Genomic DNA, 24,413 nt, shown 5'->3' with positions numbered 1-24,413 from the left:
AATGAAAAGTTTTACCTCCTAAATCAGACGGCACTCGGTTCTTTTACTAGCCCTTTGTCACGCATTATCGATTCTATTTCTCTAACACTAGAAGGGTCGTCAATGGTTGACGGAACGGTAATCGATTCATTTGCAGCAATTTGGCGCAGTAATTTTCGAAGGATTTTTCCAGACCGAGTTTTAGGCAGGCGGTTTACCACAACCGCCCTTTTAAAACATGCCACAGGCCCAATTCTGTCGCGAACGCGCTGAACCAAATCTTGTTCTAGCGCTTTTTCATCCACACTCACACCGTCTTTTAGTAGAACAAGCCCAACGGGTAGTTGCCCTTTCAGTGCATCATTAATACCGATTACACTGCACTCAGCAATGTCTGGGTGCGCTGCAAGCACTTCTTCCATTTCACCAGTAGACAAGCGGTGGCCAGCAACATTTATGACATCGTCGGTGCGGCCCATAATGAATACATAGCCTTCTTCATCTACATAGCCGTTATCTCCCGTGCTGTAGTACCCATCAAACTCTCGTAAATAGCCATCAACAAACCGTTGATGGTCTTGCCATATTGTAGACAGGCATCCTGGGGGGAGTGGTAACTTGATGGCTATAGCCCCTTTTTCACCTGGTGATTGCTGTGTATCAAACCCTTTTAGTATTTTCACGTTAAACCCAGGCGTTGGTAAGCTTGACGAACCGGGCTTTGTTTCCATGTATTCAAGCCCCACAGGGTTTGAGCAAATTGGCCAGCCAGTCTCGGTCTGCCACCAGTGATCGATAACCGGCACCCCCACCTTCTCGTTCGTCCAGTAATACGTTGGCGGGTCCAATCGTTCACCCGCCATAAACAAAGTGCGTAAACTCGACGTGTCATATTTAGATAAAAACGCAGCGTCTGGGTCGGCTTTTCGAATTGCTCGAAACGCTGTAGGTGCTGCAAAAAGTACATTTACCTTGTGAGACTCTATCACGCGCCAGAATGCCCCTGCATCTGGGGTACCAACAGGTTTACCTTCATACAGTACGGTAGTCGCGCCTTTTATAAGTGGGGCGTAGACAATATAAGAGTGACCGACCACCCACCCCACATCAGACGCAGCCCAGAATACGTCGTTTTCACTTATGCCGTAAACGGCGTTCATTGAATAGTAAAGCGCGACGGCATGTCCACCGTTATCACGAACCACGCCTTTGGGTTTGCCTGTGGTGCCGGAAGTATAAAGAATATAGAGAGGGTCTGTGGCATCAACAGTAACGGGAGGAACCGGTTCACTTGTCTTAACTAAGGCATGCCAATCGTAATCAATCTCTTCGTCTAATGTAGCGATAAGCTCTTCCCGTTGAAACACTACGCACGCCTGCGGCTTGTGTTTAGCTAATTCAATCGCCTCTTCCACAAGAGGCTTATAAGGTAAAACTTTACTTCCTTCGATGCCACACGATGCAGTAACGATAGCCACTGGCTTCGCGTCGTCTATCCTTACAGCCAGTTCATTCGCTGCAAAACCGCCAAAGACAACCGAATGCACTGCCCCTAGACGAGCACACGCAAGCATTGCTATTGCCGCTTGAGGGATCATCGGCATATAAATAATAACGCGATCTCCTTTGCTGACTCCAAGGCGAGCCAAGCCCCCTGCAAACTTAGACACAGCAACAAGTAGTTCGTTATAGGTGAAACGCTGGATAGTTTGAGTAAGAGGTGAATCGTAGATAAGGGCAACGTTATCGCCGCGGCCATTCTTAACATGATGATCTAATGCCAAATAACTGGTATTGAGCTGACCATCTCTAAACCAATCATAATAACCATTATCGGTTTTCTGGCATCCCTTTTGTGGAGGTTTGAACCACGCTATGTTGCGTGCTTGTTCTAACCAAAACTCATCGGGGTGGTGAGTAGAAGCGATATACTCTGTTTTATAAGTCATAACCATGTCCTGAGTAAGGTTTATAAATACCCTACTTCAGTTCAATCAGGCCTGCTTATAAGACTTAAGGCGTAGACCAACTAACAATTTGATTTACATATATTTAAACATTTAGCAACAATACCCACATGACACTTGATCTACTGAAAAAGGCCACATTGCCTGTAAATATTGCTCAGCCTCAACATTATAGATTCACACTCATTACTTGGTTTGTAAGTCAGAAACTTTACTACGCCATTCATCCACACTCATTGGCTTATCTAAGTAAAAACCCTGAAATGTGCTGCAACCACAAGCCTTCGCTTCGCTGAGCTGCCCAGTAGTTTCTATGCCTTCAGCCACCGTGTTAAGCGCTAACGCCTTTGCCATGTTGCAAATATTAGTAACCAATATGTTTTTTTCTTCAGACCCCTCTATTGCTTCAATAAAAACTCTATCTACCTTCAGCTCTTTTATTGGAAGGTCTTGTAGATAGTTTAAATTCGAATCACCAATACCAAAGTCGTCAATAGACAAACTGAAGCCTTGCTGTGCCAAATCTCGGACTCGACGCTGAATTATGCTGATGCCCTTTATTAGCGCTCCTTCCGTCAGCTCTAATGTTAAACACTTGTGCTCCACTCTCCATCTGTTGACGATGGCAACAAACTTGCTGACAAAATCAGCTCGTGCCAAATGCTTTGCACTCACATTAATCGACAGTTTGGTGTTTATGTTTTTTGACTGACATTCACTGAGCAATTTGCAAGCTTCATTACAAACCCATAATCCGATGTCGGCGATAGAGTCATTTTGTTCAGCAATGGGAATAAATTCCGAGGGAGAGATAACACCAAGATTTGGGTGCTTCCATCTTAGCAATACTTCTGAGCTTACAAGGCCTCCAGCGCTATTGTATTGAGGCTGAAGCGCTATAAATAATTCACTACCAGTAACAGCTCTACTTAAAGAGCGCCGTATATAGTTATAACGGTCTATGTCACTTTCACTGGTATGCGAATAAAGGTGTTCTTTTTCTTCATCCAAGTAAACACTGTGTTCTTTATCAAGTTTTCTGAATAAAAACTCTTTTATTTTTTTAAATGAGAAATACTTAGCGGGAATAGCACAGCTAACCGCTTGTGTATCTATGGCGAGCGCGCTGTTATGCAAAGTTATAGGCACTAAAACATTTTCACGAAGGAAGCGTACACACTTTTCTGCTGCGCTTTTTGCTTCATTATCATTTGTTAAGCGAGTATGAAGGTGAAGAACAAAGTCGCCGCGATGATACTTAAATACACTAACATCTATATGTTTAGTTACATTAAAGGCACGAACAAACCTGCTCGCTAATATTCGCAGTATGTAATCGACGGTTGGTTCTCCAAACGCATCTTCGTATTCTCTAATATTAACAATACTGACTCGAATAAAGACTGAGAGCGCTTTTTCAGATAAATTATCTGATTTATTTTCAATAAGATATTGTTCTAAATTATGAACATTGGGCAAACCTGTTAAGGGATCAAAAAGCGCTAATTGTTTAAAGCGGTCGACTTCAAAATGTAAATGGGAAACTTTACGAATGGTGGCTACCACCAAATTCTGCGTATCTACAAAGCACGATTTCAAATTCACGTCACACACGATCCGTTTGCCATTTTTGTGACGCAAACATTCGCTAATCATCCCGACATCTGAGCAACGTTTTACTCCTAAGTCCAAATCTAATAGATATGAAGGTTCGTCACTGTTTTGTATTTTTGTCGCCAGAAGTTTGATGTCTTGCCCAATTAGTTCTTCGGGCTCAAAGCCCAAAACAGAAGTGACATTTTCATTGGCAAACAAAATCGTGCCATTTTTGTCGACGCTAAGTACTACACTATCAGTACTGTTTAACAGGTTGGTAAGATAGTCTGTGTAGTTATGCTGGGAATCGGAAAGTCGCTGAACTTCCGTTTCATCCTGTACCACACCATAAAGACGTGTAAGCTTTAGCCCGAAGCTTTCTTGGCGCTCAACCTGCAAAAACACGGTTAACTTTATGCTCTTTTTTCGTCCCTGCTTGTCAGTAATATTGAAATGCTTTTCAAATTGCCTGTTTGATCTTACAGCTTTGAACACCCGTAACTTGAGGTCATCAATGTCGTGATTAGATACCACCTCAAGGACATCGTGTAAGTTAATGCTTTTCGAATGCAGCAGTCCCAACACACTTTTCAAGATTTGAGTTGAAGAAAAGGCACCTGAAAATCTATCTATTTGCCACGCACCTACTTTTGAAATAGCACTCACTTCTTCAAGTAACGATAACTGCTCTGATAGCTTATCTGAATACGGATGCCTGGCTAGCTCGTAAAGATAATTTAATTCGACCTTCTGACGCAAAATATCAATGTAAGCATGCTGCTGCGCAGTTAAGTTACTGTGCCGGACAAACGTAAAAACAACGCCCATTACTTCATTTTGCATGTCTTTGACCGTTGCCAGCACAACGTAATGTTCACAAAAATGCTCAATTGGCTCAGGTAAAGTAAAATCTCTTACAGGTAATGGTGCACTCAATGGCGTAAGGGGCAGCATGAGTAATGTATGAGACGGGACAACAATGTTGAGTGACTCGACGGCCGAGTGATCGTTGTCGCTCACAACAACCGTTGCTCGACCGCTATTAGGGTTTACAGAAGCCAGTAATATACACGGTGACTCCGTATTATTTTTGCTTTCAGTAAGTAACGCAGAAATACTATGCTGCGTAGTGCGCATCGTCGACAACATGCGCTCACTGCGTAAGTCCATCTAATCAATCCCTCGAAAATAATCAAATTCGGCATAAACAGAGAGCGATACACCATGTCTATATTTTAATAGATGGTGTGTATCGGACAAATTAACGCTTCGTTATTTTCCAACGGTGACCATTTACCTACTTTTATGAATATTGGTAGAAATTAGTGCAGGTAAAATGTTTAGAGTAAGAGTACTTTACTAGTACGACCGTTGTTTACCCATAAACATAGACAAAAATAGTATAATTTTCCAGCAGTTTATTTGGATTTGCGGCTCGATGAAGCATTAAAAGAAATGAGTTAAATGTCAGAAATTGGATGTTAGAACATGTACTATTGAACGGCACCTAACTATGTTAGTGAGCTAGTCAGCTTACCACTACATGCCATTAAGGAAACTTGGTGCTGTCGAGTATCGCCGAGGCTTTACGATCAACAGCACCGAAAGATTAGTCTTTCTTATAATCGTCGTGGCATGATTTGCAGCTTGCACCTATTTTACCGATGGCACCGCGATATGCACTTTCGTCACCAGCTTCGACTGCCGCTTGTAAGCCCTGCGCAGCCGTTTTAAGCGCCATCACCTTCTTTTCCACGTCTGAAAAGTTTTCCCAAATCTCGTCTTTAGCACCCGTTTCAACGTCAAACTTGCGAGTGTCGACAGCTAAATAGTCGCCCATCATATCGGCAAGCTGCTCAAGGCGCACAGCATTGGTTTGCATTACGCTTTCGTCAAAAGGCAGCGCGCCTTTTGCCATACCACCCAATGGACCCATGTTGCTTCGAACTAACTGAAAAACAGCTTGACGGTACTGAGTCGCTGCTTTTGCGTGTTTTTCTGACGACGCTTCGGTTACTTCAGCAGTTGCTGAAGTCGATAATATAGCACCAACGGTTGTTGCAATAATTATCGCTTTATTAAAAATTTTCATGCCTGTTCCCTTTTTTGAATAATTTATTATCTGCGGTTATGTACGCAAATACTTTACCCTCTACTTATATGTCTATCGTGACGAATAGTTCGTTTTAGCGCAAGAAATATAACGGTGAATAGGCACATTCTAGGGATTAGCCGCGTGTAAATCTGCCAACACATAATTTTTCAGTGTAAAACGGACACCCACTTACTTTAACTTTACAAAGTAAAGGCTTAACCAGTTAGTTACCAATTAAAAGTACAGTTTCGGACAGTCACTCAGTTAATGCCTTATCTGCAATCCAATTTCCTTTTCACAAACAGTAGTCTAGCTTTCAGGCACAAAAAAGCCCTCAATTTGAGGGCTTTTGATGCTTAATGAGTGCTAAGAAACTAGTTAGTTAAATCGTCAAAGAACTTTTTAACGCCGTCAAAGAAGCCTTGCGCTTTCGGGCTATGCTTGCTTGACGCTTTACCCATCGACTCTTCAAGCTCTTGAAGTAGTTCCTTTTGGCGAGATGATAGGTTTACTGGTGTTTCAACCACAACCTTACACATTAAGTCGCCCATGGCACCACTTCGCACTGATTTAACACCTTTACCACGTAGACGGAACATTCGGCCAGTCTGCGTTTCAGGGCTGATTTTCAGTTTTACTTTCCCATCTAGCGTTGGCACTTCTAGCTCGCCGCCAAGGGCTGCCGTAGTAAAGCTTAACGGTACTTCACAGTACAGGTTGTTGCCATCGCGCTTAAAGATATCGTGCTCACGAACATGAACCTGCACGTATAAATCACCTGGAGGTGCACCGTTCTCCCCAGCTTCTCCCTCGCCTGATAGACGAATGCGATCACCGGTGTCGACACCTGCTGGAATTTTAACATTAAGGGTTTTGGTCTTTTCTTTACGACCGTGGCCATGACAGCTGTTACAAGGATCTTCAATGATTTTGCCTTTGCCCGAACACGTTGGGCAAGTTTGCTGAACGGCAAAGAAACCTTGGCGCATTTGAACCTGGCCATTGCCGTGACAGGTTGGACAGGTCTTGGGTGAAGAGCCTTTCTTCGCGCCAGAACCATCACACACATCACACTCGACCAACGTCGGTACGCGAATATCTACGCTTTTGCCACGAACCGCTTCTTCAAGAGTAAGCTCTAAGTTGTAGCGAAGGTCTGAACCTTGGCGAGCGCGAGATTGACGACCGCCTCGGCCACCACCAAAGATATCGCCAAATACATCACCAAAAATATCGCCGAAATCGGCACCACCACCGAAGCCACCGCCACCGCGGTTTGGATCGACACCCGCATGGCCATATTGGTCGTATGCTGCACGTTTCTGCGAATCTGACAGAATTTCGTAGGCTTCCTGGATTTCTTTAAATTTGTCTTCCAGGGCTTTATCGCCTTGCGTACGGTCAGGGTGATACTTCATCGCAAGCTTTTTGTACGCCTTTTTAATTTCGCGTTCGCCTGCGCTTTTATCTACCCCGAGTACTTCGTAGTAGTCTCGTTTCGACATATCGTTTACATATCCTACTTTTTGTCGACAAGCATTTTATGCTCATCGAATCTACATCTGACTGTTGTGAAAATAACCTGAACACACATTCAATAAAGCCAAGTCATTTACACAACAAAGGCGCAACAAGAAATTCCTGATGCGCCTGAACTGCTTATACGGCCCGCTATCTTGCTAGGTAGCGGGCCTGACACAACAGTTTACTTCTTGTCGTCGTCTTTCACTTCTTCGAATTCAGCGTCAACAACGTCATCGTCTGCTTTACCAGAAGACGCTTGCTGCTCTGCACCTTCTGCGCCACCGGCTGCAGCTTGCTGAGCTTGCGCCGCTTCCATCAGCTTGCTAGATGCTTGAATAAGCTCTTGCGTTTTCGCTTCGATGTCCGCTTTGTCTTCGCCTTTAACTGCAGTTTCAAGTGCTGATAGTGCTTCTTCGATTGGCGCTTTGTCTTCTGCACTTAGTGCATCGCCAACTTCTTCAAGCTGTTTGCGTGTGGCGTGAACCATACCGTCGGCTTGGTTACGCGCTTGAATCAGTTCTTCGAACTTCTTGTCAGCTTCTTTGTTCGCTTCCGCGTCAGCTACCATTTTTTCTACTTCTTCATCGCTTAGGCCTGAAGAAGCTTTGATAGTGATCTTCTGCTCTTTACCTGTGTCTTTGTCTTTCGCAGACACGTGTAGGATACCGTCAGCATCAAGGTCGAATGTTACTTCGATTTGCGGTACACCGCGTGCTGCTGGACGAATACCTTCTAGGTTGAACTGACCAAGAGACTTGTTGCCACTTGATTGCTTACGCTCACCTTGTAGTACGTGTACTGTTACCGCAGACTGGTTGTCTTCAGCAGTTGAGAACGTTTGCGACTTCTTCGTTGGAATTGTCGTGTTCTTCTCGATAAGCACAGTCATCACGCCACCCATAGTCTCGATACCTAGAGACAGAGGTGTAACGTCTAGAAGTAGTACGTCTTTAACATCACCAGAAAGTACACCACCTTGAATTGCCGCGCCTACTGCAACTGCTTCATCAGGGTTTACGTCTTTACGTGGCTCTTTGCCAAAGAACTCAGTTACGTACTTCTGTACTAGCGGCATACGTGTTTGACCACCAACTAGGATGATGTCGTTGATGTCGCCTACAGAAAGATCTGAATCAGCTAGTGCCTGCTTAAGCGGCTCAAGTGAATTCTTAACTAGGTCTTCAACCAAAGACTCAAGTTTTGCACGAGTAAGCTTAATAGCTAAGTGCTTAGGACCTGTTGCATCAGCAGTGATGTAAGGCAGGTTAACTTCAGTTTGTTGTGAAGAAGAAAGCTCAATCTTCGCTTTTTCACCGGCTTCTTTAAGACGCTGCATAGCAAGCGGATCTTTACGAAGGTCGATGCCTTGGTCTTTCTTGAATTCTTCAACTAGGTAGTTGATAACGCGGTTATCGAAGTCTTCACCACCAAGGTGAGTATCACCATTTGTTGCAAGTACTTCAAACGTGTGTTCGCCGTCTACTTCATCGATTTCGATGATAGAGATATCGAACGTACCACCACCTAAGTCGTATACTGCAACAACGTTGTCACCTTGCTTCTTGTCCATGCCGTAGGCAAGAGCAGCAGCAGTCGGCTCGTTGATGATACGCTTAACTTCAAGACCTGCAATACGACCCGCGTCTTTCGTTGCTTGACGCTGAGAATCGTTAAAGTAAGCCGGAACAGTAATTACTGCACCAGTTACTTCTTCGCCAAGATAGTCTTCAGCGGTTTTCTTCATTTTCTTAAGTACTTCAGCAGAAATCTGAGGAGGCGCCATTTTCTCGCCTTTCGCTTCTACCCATGCATCACCGTTATCAGCACCTACAATTTTGAAAGGCATGATGTCGATGTCGCGCTGTACTTCTTTATCTTGGAAACGACGACCAATTAGACGCTTGATAGCGAATAAGGTGTTTTCAGGGTTAGTAACCGCCTGACGCTTCGCTGATTGACCTACAAGTGTTTCACCATCGTTTGTATAAGCGATGATTGATGGCGTTGTACGATCGCCTTCCGCGTTTTCAATTACGCGAGGTTTGTCGCCGTCTAGAACTGCGACACATGAATTCGTTGTACCTAAATCGATACCAATGATTCTACCCATTTCGTGTCTCCGAAAAAGTTTCTTAATTCTGTACTTTTAGTGGGGTTATTCCCCGACCTTTTCAATAGATGTCAGTAAAAAAACTGACATTTTTGTGTGTTTATCGCAAAAAGCGTAACTTACGCTTGCGTGTCCACACCACCACTTGGCGCACGCGATACCATAACCATGGCAGGGCGCAACAAGCGGCCGTTAATTTGATAACCTTTCTGCATAACCGCCATCACCGTATTTGGCTCATGGTCTGCGCTTTCTTGCATAGACATCGCCTGATGCAAGTCAGGGTTGAAGGTTTCGCCCTGCGGATCAATAAGGCTTAATCCAAATTTCTCAATAGTGCTTAAGAAAGTTTTGTGGGTCATTTCCACACCTTCTAAAAGCGGCTTAACCGCTTCATTGTCACCGTCGGTCATTTCGATAGCACGCTCTAGGTTGTCGATAACCGGTAGCAACTCGCCCGCGAAGCGCTCAAGGGCAAATTTACGCGCCTTTTCTACTTCACCTTCAGCACGACGACGTGCGTTGTCAGCATCTGCACGCGCGCGAAGCACGCCATCTTGCTGCTCTTTGATTGTGGCTTGCGCCTCAGAAAGCGCTGTTTCTAGCTCGTAAATGCGTTGTGCATTTTCATCAAGCTCTACGCCTTCCGCTTCCGACGCTTCTATTTGCGCTTCTTCAGCATTTTGAACAGTTTGATCAACTGCATTTTCTTGTTCTGCCTGCACGTCGCGATTATCGCTCATGCCTACCTCCAAACGTTTTTCTTAATTAGGCATTGCCCAACAACATAAAAATTATTGGGAATAAGTCTGTTGCGCTTAGTTATGGGGCTAGATTTAAGGTGATCAAGGGTATCCACAATATTTTTGTGGACGATTTTGAAAAATACTGAGAAATTTTAGTTTTAATATAAAAACAACTTAGGACACTAAATGATGCGTTTAAAACGAAGCGTCCTAACTTCTCGCTTTCCATATTTATTATCAAATAGTTTTTGATAATTATTCAAAAGCAAGCCTGTTACTGTTTGTAAATTATATCTTTACACTTCTCCTGCCAGTCGCAATTGAGCTGTACCGACTTTTTACCCCGTACCAAAAATTGGAGAAGAGAGATGATCAAATTAAAGCAACTCGTTATTGCTACAACTGTTGGGCTAAGCATGTTAAACAGCGTGGCGTTCGCTGCCACTGAAGTAGGCCCATTAGAGCCAGTCACCACATTTGAAGACGCGAGAGGCGCAGGTATTACCGTCACTCCGTCTGGCCGATTACTTATTAGCATGCACCCGCTTGATAATCCAAAGCTAAAGATTGTTGAAGTAATGGCTAATGGATCTAAACAACCCTTCCCTAATTTAGATTGGGCAGATGGCCCAGAAACTGGTGATGTGGGCTTTAGTGCCGTTATAGGTATACATAGCGATAGTCAAGGCATTGTCTGGATGCTAGACATGGGAAGTGAAACCTCACCAGCCAAACTCGTCGCGTGGGATAGCACTGAAAATACGTTGGTGAAAACCATTGAACTTGATAGCAAAGCACTTAAAGCAAATTCGTTTATTCAAGACTTTGCTATTGACGAAAAGCACGACAAAATTTATATCGCAGACATGACATTTGGCAACTTTGCTGGTGCGACAAAGCCGGCAATTATTGTCGTTGACACCGAAACGGGCGAATCTAAGCGCGTATTAGAAAGCGCTTCTTATCTTATGCCTGAAGATAGAGAACTTGTTATTGAAGCATCGCTACTTGCCTCTAAAACCGATGATGGTAAACCAAACCCGCTTGAATTTGGTTTGAACCCAATAGCGTTAGAACCAAATACTGGCACACTTTACTTTGGCGCATTTACCGGCACCAAAATCTATCAAATATCTACATCCGTTATAGGCGATATGTCGTTATCTAACCATGAACTAGAAAAATCTATTCAGGTATTTGGCCCCAAAAACCCTAGCGACGGTATTGCACTGGCACCAGGAGGCGGTGTGTTAGCTACCGATTTAGAAAATAACGCGGTTGGGTTAACAACTAAAGGAAAGTATCAAACGCTTATTCAAGATAAGCGCCTGTCTTGGCCCGATAGCCTTGCAACAAGCAAGGGTTATGTTTACGTTACTCAAGACCAGCTGCATCAGCACCCAGCTTTCAGCCAAGGGTTAGGCAATGCGAAACCACCTTATGTGCTCTATCGCTTCCGGTTTGAGCAATAAATATAGATAGAGGATAAAACCTATTTTCCCTATTTATTCCTAACCGCCTCGGGGGGCAATCAGCCCCTCACTTTTACTAATAACTTAATTTATGTGAGGAAATTATGAAAAGAGCGTTTGGTCTTGCATCTCTCTTATGTTGTAGCTTGCTAGCCTCTTTTTCTGCAATTGCAGTAACGACTTAAGAGAAGTGGCGGCAGAGCAGCTATTTAGCTATCTGCCAAAGCCTTTGAAGCCAGCAACATTTAAGCGACTGTTCAAACAGTCCTCTGTTTAACCGAAGACAAATTTATCTATTCATTTAAAATCACAAATAAATAAAATTTTTTAGTTAGTGAATAAAGTACGTTAATACTATTGCGGCAACGCGATGTGAAGCCTACCGTAACGATAATCTAGAGTTACAACAAAATCCTTCAGCAAATCATAGCCAATTAAGCCCACTACCCGCTTTCCACCAATCCGGCTACCAGTTCTTTCGTATTGACTTTCTAAGTTTGTTTTTTGCCCTTCAGCAGGAAAACTAATCTTGACGTCACCAATCTCATAGGGACCAAACTTCACCACATCAGACGTAGCAAACTCATTTACGCCGGAACTGTTTGCTCCAAAGGATGTGCTTGTGCCTTCCACTTTGTCTAGCAATCCAGCCTTTGATGCAGCACGTCGGTCAATTAAAATTGTGCCTGAGTTCCCGGTATCGATCAGCAACCATAAAGCTACACCGTTTATCTCGACTTGTGCGATAGGCATACCGCTTCCCTGTTGGGAAGAGGCGGTAACATTTGCAACCTCTCTCATATCCAGTGAATCACGCGTCACTAAACGAATTTTTCTGTGGGGATAATCTAGCTGGACGATAAAATTGTTAAAGAAGCCTGCACCCAGCAACATGCCATTGGAATGGTGACCCAGGCTGGTTTCGACTAATGAATCTAGCTCGAAACCAGTACCAAAAATCTCAACGCTTACGTTGTTATAAGCATTGCGCCTCTCCACATCATAGACACCTTTAACATTTACTGGACGTCCTTTATCAAGGTCCAATTCATGCTTCCTGATAAACGCGCGATTAATACTGTTTATTTGTGCCCCTGAGTCCAACATAACCCGAGATTCGATACCTTCAATGGTAACAGGTAGAAACACGTGACCGTTATCTAGCGTGAAGTCTGTCCATGCCGTGACGGCACTCAATGCGCTGAATGAATTAAAAAGAAGGGACAGTAAAATTAAGCGAATCATAAATATCCTTTTATGTTAGTAGTTTAATCCTTTGTTTTCACGCTATCACAAGAATGAATTTAGGTCGATTGAACACGACGAATTGCATAATAAGATGGCTATTTAAAGAAGAGAATTTACAACTGCGGAAGAACAACAAGGAGGATTAGTACAAGAGCGAAGTGATGTGCTTTAAGATTTATAACATCACCTTATCTGAAATGAGTGATAGACTGGCTACAACTTTTCTATGGACTATGACTATGAAAAAATTCGGTATCACTTCATTGCTTATAGCAATTATCGCTATCGCGATATGGCAATGGCCGAAACCTGACGCACCTTTACTTTCGACAAGTGATGACGTGCCCGCCATGGAAAATTTGCCCGACAATTTCTTTGATACACTAGTAAATCCCGTTTTAACGCAACGCTGTGTTGTCTGCCACGCCTGTTACGATGCGCCATGCCAACTAAAAATGTCCTCTCCAGAAGGTATAGCCAGAGGCGCTAACAAAGAGAAAGTGTATGACGGTACGCGGCTTACTGCCGCTCAACCCAATAGAATGTTTCTTGATGCACACGGTGTGAACGAATGGCGCGAACGCGGCTTTTACGATGTATTGCCAATAAAAGAAGATAGCAGCATTTCGCCAACACAATCCTCAGTACTAGCGCAAATGCTTTTGCTAAAAAGACAGCATCCTCTGCCAAATACTACTCATTTAGGTGACAGTTTCGATGTAAGCTTAAACCGACAAAACCAGTGTCCAACCATAGATGAAATGGGGGAATATATAGCTGTTGAGCCTCTAGGAGGTATGCCCTACGCCCTGCCAGCCCTGTCTGACGCTGAGCACACTACACTCATTCAATGGTTAAACCATGGTGCGCCGTTACCCTTACCCAAAGCGCTCTCTCAAGAGCTGAATGAAAAAGTATCTGACTTAGAAGCGTGGCTAAATGGCGATAGCAACAAGATGCAGCTTTCTGCACGTTATGTATACGAGCACTTGTTTACGTCTCACCTCTACTTCGAAGACATTTCAGAAAAAGGAAAAAAACCTCAGTTTTTTGACCTAGTACGCTCGCGTACACCACCAGGACAAACGTTAGATATCATAGCCACTCGCAGGCCCTTCGACGACCCTAAGGTCGAGCGCGTTTATTATCGCCTTCAGCCTGTGCACTCGACTATTGTGAGTAAAACACATCAAGCTTACGCCATTAATAAGGATCTTTTAGATAAATGGCAATCGTGGTTTGTTGATGCCGACTTTTCTGTAGAATCATTGCCATCATACAAACCTCAAGTGGCGGCCAACCCTCTAACTGCTTTTACTTTATTGCCAGTAGAAAGCCGTTATCGGTTTATGCTTGAACGCGCTCAAAACACCATTATGGGTTATATAAAAGGGCCAGTATGTCGAGGGCAAGTCGCGCTAAACGTGATTAACGACCGGTTCTGGGTGTTCTTTGTCGACCCAGACATTGCAGCTTCTGAAAAAGTGAACGCTTTTTACACCGCTCAAAAAGAAAACCTTCACCTTCCTGCTGAAAAAGATAGTTCAGCCCTTGCGGTAAACTGGGTTAAGTACGCAAAGCGCCAAGGCGAATATATGCGTGCAAGAACAACCTTTCTAAATAGTGAGTTTGAAGACGGGGCGCACCTGAATTTGTCGAGCATTTGGGATGGCGACGGCGATAATACCAATGCTAGCTTGACGGTATTTCGTCATTTCGATAACGCCACTGTAGCAAAAGGAATGATTGGTAAGCCGACCAAAACTGCGTGGATTATTGACTACGCCTTGTTGGAGCGAATTCACTACTTACTTGCAGCCGGTTTCGATGTCTATGGTAACTATGGGCATCAGCTGATGACTCGTTTGTATATGGATTTCTTGCGTATGGAAGGTGAGTCGAACTTCCTCAATCTACTTCCCCCAGCCACTCGCCATGAACTTCTCGACGCCTGGTATCAAAACGCCAGCCCTGAACTAACCGATTATTTGGAAGGTGATATCAACAGTTTTGAACAGCCCTCAGGCATAGCGTTCGAAACGGATGATCCTCAACAAGAACTTTATCAATTGTTATCGCAATATTTGACGAAGGTACAACCGAACGCCTCAACCCACGATAAACGTTTGCTATCCGCAGAACAGGCCGAAGCATTAGCAAGCTTGGACTCACTTCCCGCTCAGCAAGCGACACTGATGCCTGAAACTACCATAATTGTGATTCAAGACGACGCAAATCCAGACAGTATTGATGTGTTCACTGCCCTTAGAAATAGCGCGCATTACAATGTAAATAGTCTATTTGAAGAAGAGGAAAACCGAGAGCCTTCTAAAGATTCAATCACGCTCGTTCATGGTTTGTTGGGTAGTTACCCTGACGCATTTTGGTATATCAATGTCTCAGAGATAACTTCGTCGATAGAAAAGCTGAAGTCAATTAAAAGCGAAGCCGATTACAAAGCCTTGCTCGACGTTGTTGGCATGCGCCGGACAAATCCTGATTTTTGGTCGTTTAGCGATAAATTAATGCAATGGTCAGCCGAGCACTACCCTATTGAAGGTGGCCTTCTCGACTATAATCGGTTAGAAGATCGCTAAACCTTCCTTTATACAGCGTTTTACGCTTTTCTTTTGCAAAAAACCTGTGCTAATGTCCAACCATTGGAAATGAGAGGACATTAGCATTCCATGCCCTATCAAACCGTTGCTTTAATTGGAAAACCTCAGCACGCTGCAACCCATGACAGCTTGAACATCCTTGCCGACTATTTACTGGCAAAAGGCTGTAAATTATTGGTTGAGGAAAGTATTGCTGAAGAGCTTGAAACCGAAAACTTTAAAAGCTGTAACCTTGTCACTATTGGTAAAGAGGCTGATCTTGCCGTTGTGGTAGGTGGTGACGGCAGCATGCTTGGTGCAGCACGTGTGCTCGCACGTTTTGACATTCACGTTGTCGGCGTAAACCGCGGAAACCTCGGCTTTTTAACTGATATCCACCCCGATGATATTGCTCAACAACTTGACCTTATCTTTAACGGTGAATGTGTGGTGGAAGAGCGCTTCTTACTTGAAGTAGAAGTTTATCGACACGAAAAGCTAAAAAGTAACAACTCTGCTGTAAACGAAGTGGTGCTTCACCACGGCAAAGTTGCTCATATGATGGAATTTGAAATTTATATCGATGAGCAATTTGTATTCAGTCAGCGCAGCGATGGATTGATAGTGGCCACACCAACAGGTTCAACGGCTTACTCTTTATCTGCGGGCGGACCGATTATTATGCCTAAGCTAGATGCACTTACGTTGGTACCTATGTTTCCCCACACATTGAGCAGCCGGCCAATTGTTGTTGACGCAGGCAGTCAGGTTTCGATGAAGGTGTCGAAGGTAAACAGTGATTCACTTCAAGTGAGTTGCGACAGCCATATTGTCCTACCCGTACTACCCGGCGATGAAATACGTATTAATAAGAGCGCAGACAAACTCCATCTTGTTCACCCCAAGGGCTACAGTTACTTCAACGTGCTTCGCAAAAAATTAGGTTGGGGAAGTAAGCTTTATTAGCGTTATTTCTTTTTTAAAATCTTACGTGCACTTATTACATAAGCCTGTAGCATTTTCTTGTTCGCTACAGGGTTGAAAAATAAAGATTTTTTAATCTTACAAAATTTTCTTCGCGAAAACCTGCACTTATAGCAATTTCATAATGCGGCATACCTGTTGCACCTATCGAAGTAAGCCGTCAGCACAGGGTCAACGATTGTTTGACCCTATCAATGATTAACATCACGCTGACTTGTTTGCATTCAATAGGAGATATCATGAGTAACACCAATATCAAATTTACTGCCCCTGGGATGGATAACGATGCAGCTGCCAAAACAATCAAGGTATTGGATCAGCGATTGGTTGCACTATTAGATTTACAGTTAACGTTGAAGCACATTCATTGGAATGTGGTAGGCCCAAATTTTATCGGCGTGCATGAAATGCTAGACCCACAGGTTGATGCGGTACGCGAAATGACCGATACAATTGCAGAGCGAATTGCGACACTAGGTGGCGTACCAAAAGGCACACCAAAAGCCATTGTTGAAGGTCGAAGCTGGAACGATTACGAACTGGGTAAAGGTTTAGTACTTGATCACCTTAAAGCACTAGACGCTGTTTATGATGGCGTAAATGGTGACCATAGAAAAGCGTTAGAGCTTCTAGGTGAAATTGATCCAGTATCAGAAGATATGATTACAGGCCAACTTGCAGATTTAGAGCAGTTCCAGTGGTTTGTGCGCGCACATATTGAGTCTGGCAGCGGTGAACTACAGCAATAGCATACAACTAATGTGTTTGCAGATTGTTATACGAACTATTTGCAATAGATGAAAGTTGTTATGTTAAGGAGAGCTTTGGCTCTCCTTTTTACTGTTTGTCTTAGTACAACCAAAGGTAGTCAGAACGGCAAACTACTCAGCATATATTCAAGAAATCGGTTTATTTTATAGGAGCACTTCACTACTGCTCTTCCAACCGACATAACCTCTTTAAATTCCTCCTCCAAGGCGAGTTCAAATATAGGTTACTCATAACCCGCCTTTACAACAAACAATATATACATATGATTTTATTGAACTTATTATCCACACAGGTTATTTTTAAATAATTTTTTTGCGACTTAACTTTACACAACAGAAATACTGTATATATTATCAGTTACTGTATATATCATCATGTTCAACTTTTTCGAGTGTGGTTATGTTAGCGCATCTTTCTATTTCAAATTTTGCTGTTGTAAAACAATTATCGGTTCAACTGGAAAACGGGTTGACTGCTATAACCGGCGAAACCGGTGCAGGTAAATCCATCGCCATTGATGCTTTAAGTTTGTGCTTAGGCGAGCGCGCTGATGCCAATGCGGTGCGAAAAGGCAGCGCAAAAGCAGAGATCATTGCTCACTTTTCTTTAAGCGGTAATACATTAGCTAAAGCCTTTCTCGACGAACATGAACTCACCTCAGACGAAGACGAAAATAGCTGCTTTATTCGCAGAGTTATTTCAAAGGAAGGCCGCTCAAAAGCGTTTATCAACGGTATTCCCGCTTCACTTCAGCAGCTGAAAGGCTTAGGCCAGTTCTTGTTGGCTATTCACGGTCAAAATACTCACTTACAGTTGCTGAAAGAAGACCATCAAAGAGAATTAGTTGATGGATACGCGAAGCACGATGATCTGTTAGCGCAGGTTAAAGAAACCTACTCTCTTTGGCGTGATAAGCAGCGCACGTTAAAGGCGCTTCAAGAACAAGCTCAGCAGCGTGAAGACAGAATTCAGCTATTAACTTATCAAGTTCAAGAACTTGATGAATTCGCCATTGAGGAAGGCGAGTTTGAAGAGTTAGAAATAGAACACAAGCGGCTGAGCAATGGGCAAAGCCTTTTAGAGCAAGCCCAGACCAGCGTGTACAATTTGTATGAAAGTGATGAAGGCAATGCACTGTCGGTTATACAAAGCAGTATTGAACGTTTAGGTGAGTTAGAGGCTCACGACGCTAGTTTAACGCCAATCATTGCTATGCTTAATGATGCTGCAATTCAGGTGGAAGAAGCGGCAGGAGAGCTACGTAGTTACTGCGATCACCTTGAAATCGATCCACTTCGCTTACAACAAGTTGAAGCGCGCTATGCGAAAGCGATGGAACTTGCTCGTAAGCATACCGTGATGCCAGAAGGGCTATATCAATATCACCAAGAGCTAGCCGCCGAATTCAATGCTTTGTCAGAACAAGAAACATTGTTGGGTACGCTTGAAGGCGAAGTAGAAAAAGCACGGGAAACGTATTTAACCGCAACAAAAGCGCTTTCAGAGAGCAGGCAACGCGCAGCAGGTAAGCTCAGTGAAGATATTGAAGTACAAATTCGTCAAATGAATATGCCTCATGCGAAAGTGGATATCCATATTCAGTACGATGAGCTTAAGAAGCCTGTAAGCACCGGCCTAGATGCCGTCGAATTTAGAGTGTCCACCAACCCAGGGCAAGATGCAGACAAGCTAGAGAAAGTCGTATCTGGCGGTGAACTTTCTCGTATAGGACTGGCTATTCAGGTAATTGCGAGCGGACATCACGCAACACCTACCATGATATTCGATGAAGTCGATACAGGTATTAGCGGCCCAACAGCATCAATCGTTGGTGGGCTTTTACGCAAATTAGGTAAGCAATCGCAAGTAATGTGTGTAACTCACCTACCCCAAGTAGCGGCGCAGGCACATAATCAACTGTTTGTTACCAAGCTTACCGATGGAGAAAGCACAGAAACCCAGATGTTGGCGCTAACTAAGCAAGACAGGATCGATGAGCTTGCAAGACTGTTAGCCGGTGATAAAGTAACCAAATCGGCGTTAGCGAATGCAAAAGAACTGCTGAAAAGCGCTGCATCGAACTAAAATGCAGTTGATTGGTCATAGTTGTCAATGTAGCATGCCTTCGCGCTTGCAATAAAACAGTCTCGAAAATCGCTTTAGCGAAGTTCAATGACACTAACAAAGGCAATACTGGACAAATTAACGCATGAAGTTGCAACACCTATTAGTAATTCTTGGTATCACACTTACATCAACCGCTTGTTCGAACTGGATTTATCGAATCGATGTTCCTCAAGGAAACTTTCTTGACCAAAGAGATGTGGAAAAGCTGCGCGTTGGAATGACAAAAGAACAAGTTATTTATGTATTAGGTAACCCTGTTGTTCAAGACTCATTCGACGATGACACTTGGTACTACGTTTACGATATGAAGCGCGGTATGAAAAAGCGTGGTGAAGATTTTCAAAAGCAAATGGTAATTAACTTTGTAGACAACAAAGTGACAACGGTTGAAGGTGACTTCGAGTTATCTGAAGACTTCAATACACCGCTTGATAACTAATTTTGTTTAAAAGGTAGCGTTTCTCGCTACCTTTTTTGTTTCTAATACCCTTCATAAAAACGTCTGTTTTTTTAGAGATATATCGCTTACCTACTTGAGGTTTATATGGAACATAGTTTTTGGCACAGTAAATGGCAAAAGAACGAGATTGGATTTCACGAACCTGAAGGGAATGCACTTCTTGTAAAATATGCATCATATCTGCTTGGCGAAGATAGCCCTAGCACATCTTTAAAGCGTATTTTTGTTCCCCTATGTGGAAAGACCCGTGATATTGCTTGGTTACTTTCCAAGGGTTGTGAAGTGGTTGGTGCTGAGCTAAGCGAAGTGGCTATTATACAGCTGTTTGAAGAGCTTGACGCAGAGCCTACCGTTACCCCAACAGCAAAGGGTAAGGTTTATGCTAAAGACGGCTTAACCATACACGTGGGCGATATTTTTAAACTCACATCAAGCGACATAGGTGACGTTACTGGTGTTTACGACAGAGCCGCTTTAGTAGCGCTGCCTAGCCCGCTTCGCGAGCAATATGCTGCGCACCTAATTGCTATTACCCAATGCGCCCCCCAGCTAATCATTTCATTCGAGTATGACCAGAATGAAATGGCCGGCCCTCCATTTAGCGTAAACGAAAAAACCGTTGAGTCTCTTTATTCAGCCGATTACAACATTCAGAGGTTAGAGCGCTCAGTGCTTGAAGGCGGTTTGAAAGGTAAGGTAGACGCTGACAACTTGGTTTTTGCACTAGCAGCGAAGTAAACTTTTTTAAGATTCGTTGGCAATACAAAGCGTTAGAATAGTTACTTTTTAATTTGCGTTCTAGCGCTGATTCACAGAGCGACACTTAAGCTATTCATACTCACATCTGCTAATTCAACTTGCTTAAATAAATGGCTAGAGGCCAAGCAGCGCCTCTATGCCAAACAACATTGCACCTATCAACCCGCCTACTATCGTGCCGTTTATGCGAACCTTTTGAAGATCACGGCCTATATTCAACTCCACCTGCTCAGCCATTTCACGTTCATCCCAACTATTGATGGTATCGCGTATGTGACGGGTTAGAAATTCAGCTAACTCAGGCGCCATATATTTAGCCGCTTCTCCAATGTGTTTATTAAACGCTTTTGCTAACTCACTGTCTTGGGTTAACGTTGTGCCCAAATCTTTCAAAAGGCCCGACACCTTTGTTTCTGCTTTACCATTTTGCGTTTCAAGCGACGTTAAAAGCCATTGATGGAATTTAGCCCATGATTGCTGAACGTATGCGTTTAACGCTGGGTCATTGATGAGTTTTTCCCGATAGCTGTTTACCTTCTTCTCCATTAACGGGCTGTGCTGTAATTCGTAAAGAAATTCGTGTACTTGCTCATCGAACGCATGTCGGATGGGGTGGTGCTCATCTTCGTATATATCTTCTAAGATACTTGAAACGGCTTTAACAGCAATGAGAGCCCCCTGCTCGCTTAGCCAGCTAGAGGGCAAGAGCTTTTCAATTCGACTGTATTCGGTTTTTAGCCATACTACTAACGTATCTGCTATATAAATTTGAGTTTCGGGCTCTGCGAGCAGTTTAGCTAGTTTCCCTAATACCCTATCGAGTACGACTTGGTGCTGGCGTTCTTTCGTCACGGCGCCTAACGAGGTTGCCATCAATTGCCTAAGATCAAGTTGGTTAATGCCCTTCTGTGCGGTTTTAGCGATAAACGCTTTCACAGGTTTGTCATCGAGCACGCGCAGAACGCCTGCAAAAGCATCGCACAGAAAGCGACTTAAACGGGTAGCGTTTCTATCTTGTGACAACCACCTTCCCGCACCTTTAGCAGGGTCGCTGTCCCGAATTAGCTTCTCTATTGCTTCGGGATGAAAGAACTTTTCCTTAACGAACAATGACAAGTTATTAGCGATTACGGACTTGTTGCTAGCCACAATATTGGTGTGAGGAATAGGGTACCGGGCAGGAATAGGTTTAAAGAGTGCCGTCACAGCAAACCAGTCAGCTAGACCACCGATGAGCGCTGCTTCACTGGCCATCTTAATAAGCCCCAACCACCATGCACCTTGTAAACCTGTATAAAACTTGGGGAGTAACACGGTTAAGACAAATACACCCGCAGCAAAAATCAAACAGGCCAATGCAAGCCTTTTAGCCTTATTCAACTGCGCGTATTTGTCCTGCATAAACTGCTCCGTTTAAACTACTCGTTTGCCATCTTGGTCTATTAATGGTGTGCCGTCTTCTTTAGCAAAAGGGCCTTGTGGCCATACAGGTAAAATATCCAGTACAGCTTCACTTGGACGGCAAAGTTTTACTGTCTCTTTTAAACTATTAGAAACAGTCTTACCCTCATCTACTAGTTCAGTAGATGAAGCGGACTTTTCATATTCACCTTTGGGAATGCAAACAATAGGCCGATTCACTAAAATGGGGTGTTTCAACATCAATTCAAAAATAGTTTCGTTACTCACTGTCTCATCAAGTAACCCTAGTTCAGCAGCTGGCGACTTTGTTGTGCGAAGCGCCTGTCGAGGGCTAAGGTTAGCTGCATTCAATAAATAAGTTAGTTGTTCACGTTCCCACCCAACATTTAAATACTCAATAATTTGAACTTCATATCCAGCAGCCTTGATCACCGCCAATACATTCCTGGACGTGCCGCACTCCGGGTTGTGATAAATCTTTATCATCGTTACCTAACCTCACTAAATAAAGTAAAAACTACAAATACCAACATACTATTAAGAGTAACGTAAGAACTATGGACAGACACTCACATAGCCTAAAAACCCTACCTGTACTCGCTGGACACACACTTAAAAAAATGAAACTTGAGACTAAAAAAATATCTGTTTAAATTGAAGTGTCTGTCCTTTTCTTTACTAGACTGCACTTCTTGGACACACACTTAAAAAATGAAACTTAAGACCAAAAAGTATCTGCTCAAATTGAAGTGTCTGCCCCTTCTTAACTAGACTGTACTTCTTGGACATACAATTAAAAAATGAAACTTAAGATTAAAAGGTATCTGTTCAAATTGTAGTGTCTGTCCATTTTTTATTCTTTGTCTCGTTGATTCCTCCAAGCAAGTGTCTGTCCCTTTCTGAACTTAGGTACACCTGATTTTAAATGGTTAAATTCGCCATCTATTGGCAGATGTGGCTATAAAATTATCCATTACGTCATTAAACCTTTTTTTAGTAGGTAACCAACATTATTAAACCCATGATTTCATTAGTCTTTTTACGATGGCACGATATGTGATATGTGCATGCCAACAACACGAAAATTTGTGCTTGAAACGAAAACTTTCAAAGCGTGTTACCTAAAATATATAAAAATCGTTAAGGATATAAGAATATGAAAAAGTCTATTATTGCTAGTGCTGCTATGTTGCTTTCTGTCTCTTTACTTTCTGGCTGCGTTATCCATGTTGGCAACGCGAATGCTTTGGAAGGCAGTGACTTTAGCTCTATTCTCGGCAATATTGACATAGCAGAAGGGAAACACGCGGGCGATATTTCCTCTGTTAATGGTAACGTGGAAATAAGCGATCACGCTGGTGCGGATGAAGTCAGCATCGTTAATGGCAACCTTGAAATGGGAAGCCATGTGTCTGTCCGAAATATCGACATTGTAAATGGCGATGTAAGCGCAACTTCACACCTTAATGTATTTAAGAGCCTAGAGACTGTGAATGGAGATGTGACGCTTCCCACACAAAGTACAATTGGCGGTAGCGTTGAAACCGTCAACGGTGACATAACTGCTGTTGATACAACTATTGAAAAGCACATTAAAACACTTAACGGCGACATTACTTTATCTGGCTCATCTCATGTTTTAGGCGATATCGTATATAAAGAAAGTGAGAGCTCTTGGGGTAATAAATCAGATAACAAACCTACCCTGTCGATCAGTGCTTCGGTGATTGTAGACGGTAGCATTATATTGCACCGCCCTGTTAACTTAGACATTGAAAGTGACGAGTTAAAGCAAAAAGTCGTTGTAAGCTACGGTGGTGCGCAGTAACGTATCGGCTCGAATATCTAAGCCCAACGTTTCGGAATGACATGACTGAACAAGAAAAGATGCTTGCTGGCGATTTATACTTCCCGTCAGACAAAGTGTTAACGGCGTTGCGAAAGCAATGCCGTATTCAATTAGACGAGCTTAACGCGACTTGTCAAAGCGACCACAAAAAGCGCACCAGGCTGCTAAAACAGCTGTTTGGTAGCACTGGAAAGAGGCTTTACATCGAGTCTTCATTCAAATGCGATTATGGCGAAAATATCCATGTAGGCGAAAATTTCTTCGCTAACTTCAACTGTGTGATTTTGGATGCAGCAAAGGTCACGATAGGTGATAACTGTATGATTGCGCCTCAAGTCGGTCTGTACACCGCTACGCATCCATTGGATCCCGTACAAAGGGCAACCGGTATTGAGTTCGCCAAGCCTATAACTATTGGCGACAACTGCTGGATTGGTGGCATGGCGGTCATAAATCCTGGTGTAACCTTGGGAGACAATGTGGTGGTGGCCTCTGGCGCTGTGGTAACTAAGTCGTTTGGCGACAACGTGGTTATAGGTGGGAACCCCGCCAAAGTAATTAAAGAAATAGAGCAAGCCGAACAGAACGTGTGACCCGTTATCACAAGCACATACTAACGCATACGTCTTTCAATGAGACCCAGCTATTCTCGTTCATCGATGTTACTTTGACTCGTATAGCTCAGCAGGTAAATTTCAAGAATATCC

At 43.4% G+C, this 24,413-nt stretch carries 18 protein-coding genes; 9 read left to right on the top strand and 9 right to left on the bottom strand.

The genetic code is table 11. The features are described 5' to 3' along the window. Positions 1–23: 23 nt before the first annotated feature. The 6 genes from E5672_RS04315 to grpE all read right to left on the bottom strand — a co-directional run bounded on the left by E5672_RS04315 (position 24) and on the right by grpE (position 10,014). Positions 24–1,928 (bottom strand): propionyl-CoA synthetase, encoded by a 1,905-nt coding sequence (locus E5672_RS04315; RefSeq protein WP_136781090.1) that lies wholly within the window; start codon positions 1,926–1,928, stop codon positions 24–26. Positions 1,929–2,132: 204 nt separating this feature from the next. Next, positions 2,133–4,712: a GGDEF domain-containing phosphodiesterase gene (locus tag E5672_RS04310; protein ID WP_136781089.1), complete on the bottom strand. Its 2,580-nt coding sequence runs from the start codon at positions 4,710–4,712 to the stop codon at positions 2,133–2,135. 439 nt (positions 4,713–5,151) lie between these two features. Further along, the gene (locus tag E5672_RS04305; RefSeq protein ID WP_136781088.1) at positions 5,152–5,634 is read right to left on the bottom strand and encodes a c-type cytochrome; all 483 of its coding nucleotides are present in this window, start codon (positions 5,632–5,634) and stop codon (positions 5,152–5,154) included. Between the two features lie 377 nt (positions 5,635–6,011). Next, entirely contained in the window at positions 6,012–7,142 is a 1,131-nt protein-coding gene (gene dnaJ, locus E5672_RS04300) for a molecular chaperone DnaJ (protein WP_136781087.1), read from the bottom strand. A gap of 200 nt (positions 7,143–7,342) precedes the next feature. Beyond that, entirely contained in the window at positions 7,343–9,271 is a 1,929-nt protein-coding gene (gene dnaK / locus E5672_RS04295; RefSeq protein WP_039216267.1) for a molecular chaperone DnaK, read from the bottom strand. Between the two features lie 119 nt (positions 9,272–9,390). Beyond that, on the bottom strand, positions 9,391–10,014 hold the full coding sequence (gene grpE / locus E5672_RS04290) for a nucleotide exchange factor GrpE (protein WP_136781086.1): 624 nt from the start codon (positions 10,012–10,014) through the stop codon (positions 9,391–9,393). Positions 10,015–10,385: 371 nt separating this feature from the next. Here grpE and E5672_RS04285 point away from each other — a divergent pair, with 371 nt between their 5' ends. Further along, positions 10,386–11,489 (top strand): L-dopachrome tautomerase-related protein, encoded by a 1,104-nt coding sequence (locus E5672_RS04285; RefSeq protein ID WP_136781085.1) that lies wholly within the window; start codon positions 10,386–10,388, stop codon positions 11,487–11,489. A 354-nt stretch (positions 11,490–11,843) separates the two neighbouring features. On the opposite strand, the gene E5672_RS04280 is transcribed toward E5672_RS04285, so the two are convergent. Continuing rightward, the gene (locus E5672_RS04280; protein ID WP_136781084.1) at positions 11,844–12,734 is read right to left on the bottom strand and encodes an aspartyl protease family protein; all 891 of its coding nucleotides are present in this window, start codon (positions 12,732–12,734) and stop codon (positions 11,844–11,846) included. 242 nt (positions 12,735–12,976) lie between these two features. Between E5672_RS04280 and E5672_RS04275 the strand changes: the two genes are divergently transcribed. From E5672_RS04275 to tmpT, 6 genes are all read left to right on the top strand, one after another. Next, on the top strand, positions 12,977–15,334 hold the full coding sequence (locus E5672_RS04275; protein ID WP_240692159.1) for a fatty acid cis/trans isomerase: 2,358 nt from the start codon (positions 12,977–12,979) through the stop codon (positions 15,332–15,334). A 90-nt stretch (positions 15,335–15,424) separates the two neighbouring features. Further along, positions 15,425–16,300 carry an NAD(+) kinase gene (nadK, locus tag E5672_RS04270; RefSeq protein ID WP_136781083.1) on the top strand — a complete coding sequence of 292 codons (876 nt, stop codon included), beginning with the start codon at positions 15,425–15,427 and terminating at the stop codon, positions 16,298–16,300. 257 nt (positions 16,301–16,557) lie between these two features. Next, positions 16,558–17,067: a DNA starvation/stationary phase protection protein Dps gene (gene dps, locus E5672_RS04265; RefSeq protein WP_014976104.1), complete on the top strand. Its 510-nt coding sequence runs from the start codon at positions 16,558–16,560 to the stop codon at positions 17,065–17,067. A gap of 421 nt (positions 17,068–17,488) precedes the next feature. Further along, positions 17,489–19,174: a DNA repair protein RecN gene (gene recN / locus E5672_RS04260; protein ID WP_136781082.1), complete on the top strand. Its 1,686-nt coding sequence runs from the start codon at positions 17,489–17,491 to the stop codon at positions 19,172–19,174. Positions 19,175–19,298: 124 nt separating this feature from the next. Beyond that, entirely contained in the window at positions 19,299–19,655 is a 357-nt protein-coding gene (locus tag E5672_RS04255) for an outer membrane protein assembly factor BamE (RefSeq protein ID WP_012517879.1), read from the top strand. 105 nt (positions 19,656–19,760) lie between these two features. Next, on the top strand, positions 19,761–20,414 hold the full coding sequence (gene tmpT, locus E5672_RS04250) for a thiopurine S-methyltransferase (RefSeq protein WP_136781081.1): 654 nt from the start codon (positions 19,761–19,763) through the stop codon (positions 20,412–20,414). Between the two features lie 135 nt (positions 20,415–20,549). Here the strand turns inward: tmpT and E5672_RS04245 are convergent, their stop codons facing one another. Both E5672_RS04245 and E5672_RS04240 read right to left on the bottom strand, forming a co-directional pair. Further along, positions 20,550–21,836 (bottom strand): DUF445 domain-containing protein, encoded by a 1,287-nt coding sequence (locus E5672_RS04245; RefSeq protein ID WP_136781080.1) that lies wholly within the window; start codon positions 21,834–21,836, stop codon positions 20,550–20,552. Between the two features lie 12 nt (positions 21,837–21,848). Next, entirely contained in the window at positions 21,849–22,343 is a 495-nt protein-coding gene (locus E5672_RS04240; RefSeq protein WP_136781079.1) for an arsenate reductase family protein, read from the bottom strand. A 670-nt stretch (positions 22,344–23,013) separates the two neighbouring features. Between E5672_RS04240 and E5672_RS04235 the strand changes: the two genes are divergently transcribed. Together E5672_RS04235 and E5672_RS04230 are read left to right on the top strand one after the other, a co-directional pair. Next, positions 23,014–23,685 (top strand): DUF4097 family beta strand repeat-containing protein, encoded by a 672-nt coding sequence (locus tag E5672_RS04235; protein WP_136781078.1) that lies wholly within the window; start codon positions 23,014–23,016, stop codon positions 23,683–23,685. A gap of 41 nt (positions 23,686–23,726) precedes the next feature. Next, positions 23,727–24,299: a sugar O-acetyltransferase gene (locus E5672_RS04230; protein WP_136781077.1), complete on the top strand. Its 573-nt coding sequence runs from the start codon at positions 23,727–23,729 to the stop codon at positions 24,297–24,299. Positions 24,300–24,413 lie beyond the last annotated feature (114 nt).

This window comes from Alteromonas portus (assembly GCF_005117025.1).
GTDB classification, from domain to species: domain Bacteria; phylum Pseudomonadota; class Gammaproteobacteria; order Enterobacterales; family Alteromonadaceae; genus Alteromonas; species Alteromonas portus.
This window is presented reverse-complemented; position numbering and strand designations above follow the sequence as displayed.

Coding starts and splice junctions, on each gene's coding strand:
- E5672_RS04230 (WP_136781077.1), top strand. CDS start 23,727: ATGACTGAACAAGAAAAGATGCTTGCTGGCGATTTATACTTCCCGTCA.
- tmpT (WP_136781081.1), top strand. CDS start 19,761: ATGGAACATAGTTTTTGGCACAGTAAATGGCAAAAGAACGAGATTGGA.
- E5672_RS04280 (WP_136781084.1), bottom strand. CDS start 12,734: ATGATTCGCTTAATTTTACTGTCCCTTCTTTTTAATTCATTCAGCGCA.
- grpE (WP_136781086.1), bottom strand. CDS start 10,014: ATGAGCGATAATCGCGACGTGCAGGCAGAACAAGAAAATGCAGTTGAT.
- dps (WP_014976104.1), top strand. CDS start 16,558: ATGAGTAACACCAATATCAAATTTACTGCCCCTGGGATGGATAACGAT.
- nadK (WP_136781083.1), top strand. CDS start 15,425: ATGCCCTATCAAACCGTTGCTTTAATTGGAAAACCTCAGCACGCTGCA.
- E5672_RS04240 (WP_136781079.1), bottom strand. CDS start 22,343: ATGATAAAGATTTATCACAACCCGGAGTGCGGCACGTCCAGGAATGTA.
- recN (WP_136781082.1), top strand. CDS start 17,489: ATGTTAGCGCATCTTTCTATTTCAAATTTTGCTGTTGTAAAACAATTA.
- E5672_RS04315 (WP_136781090.1), bottom strand. CDS start 1,928: ATGACTTATAAAACAGAGTATATCGCTTCTACTCACCACCCCGATGAG.
- E5672_RS04305 (WP_136781088.1), bottom strand. CDS start 5,634: ATGAAAATTTTTAATAAAGCGATAATTATTGCAACAACCGTTGGTGCT.
- E5672_RS04285 (WP_136781085.1), top strand. CDS start 10,386: ATGATCAAATTAAAGCAACTCGTTATTGCTACAACTGTTGGGCTAAGC.
- dnaK (WP_039216267.1), bottom strand. CDS start 9,271: ATGGGTAGAATCATTGGTATCGATTTAGGTACAACGAATTCATGTGTC.
- E5672_RS04310 (WP_136781089.1), bottom strand. CDS start 4,712: ATGGACTTACGCAGTGAGCGCATGTTGTCGACGATGCGCACTACGCAG.
- E5672_RS04255 (WP_012517879.1), top strand. CDS start 19,299: ATGAAGTTGCAACACCTATTAGTAATTCTTGGTATCACACTTACATCA.
- E5672_RS04235 (WP_136781078.1), top strand. CDS start 23,014: ATGAAAAAGTCTATTATTGCTAGTGCTGCTATGTTGCTTTCTGTCTCT.
- E5672_RS04275 (WP_240692159.1), top strand. CDS start 12,977: ATGAAAAAATTCGGTATCACTTCATTGCTTATAGCAATTATCGCTATC.
- dnaJ (WP_136781087.1), bottom strand. CDS start 7,142: ATGTCGAAACGAGACTACTACGAAGTACTCGGGGTAGATAAAAGCGCA.
- E5672_RS04245 (WP_136781080.1), bottom strand. CDS start 21,836: ATGCAGGACAAATACGCGCAGTTGAATAAGGCTAAAAGGCTTGCATTG.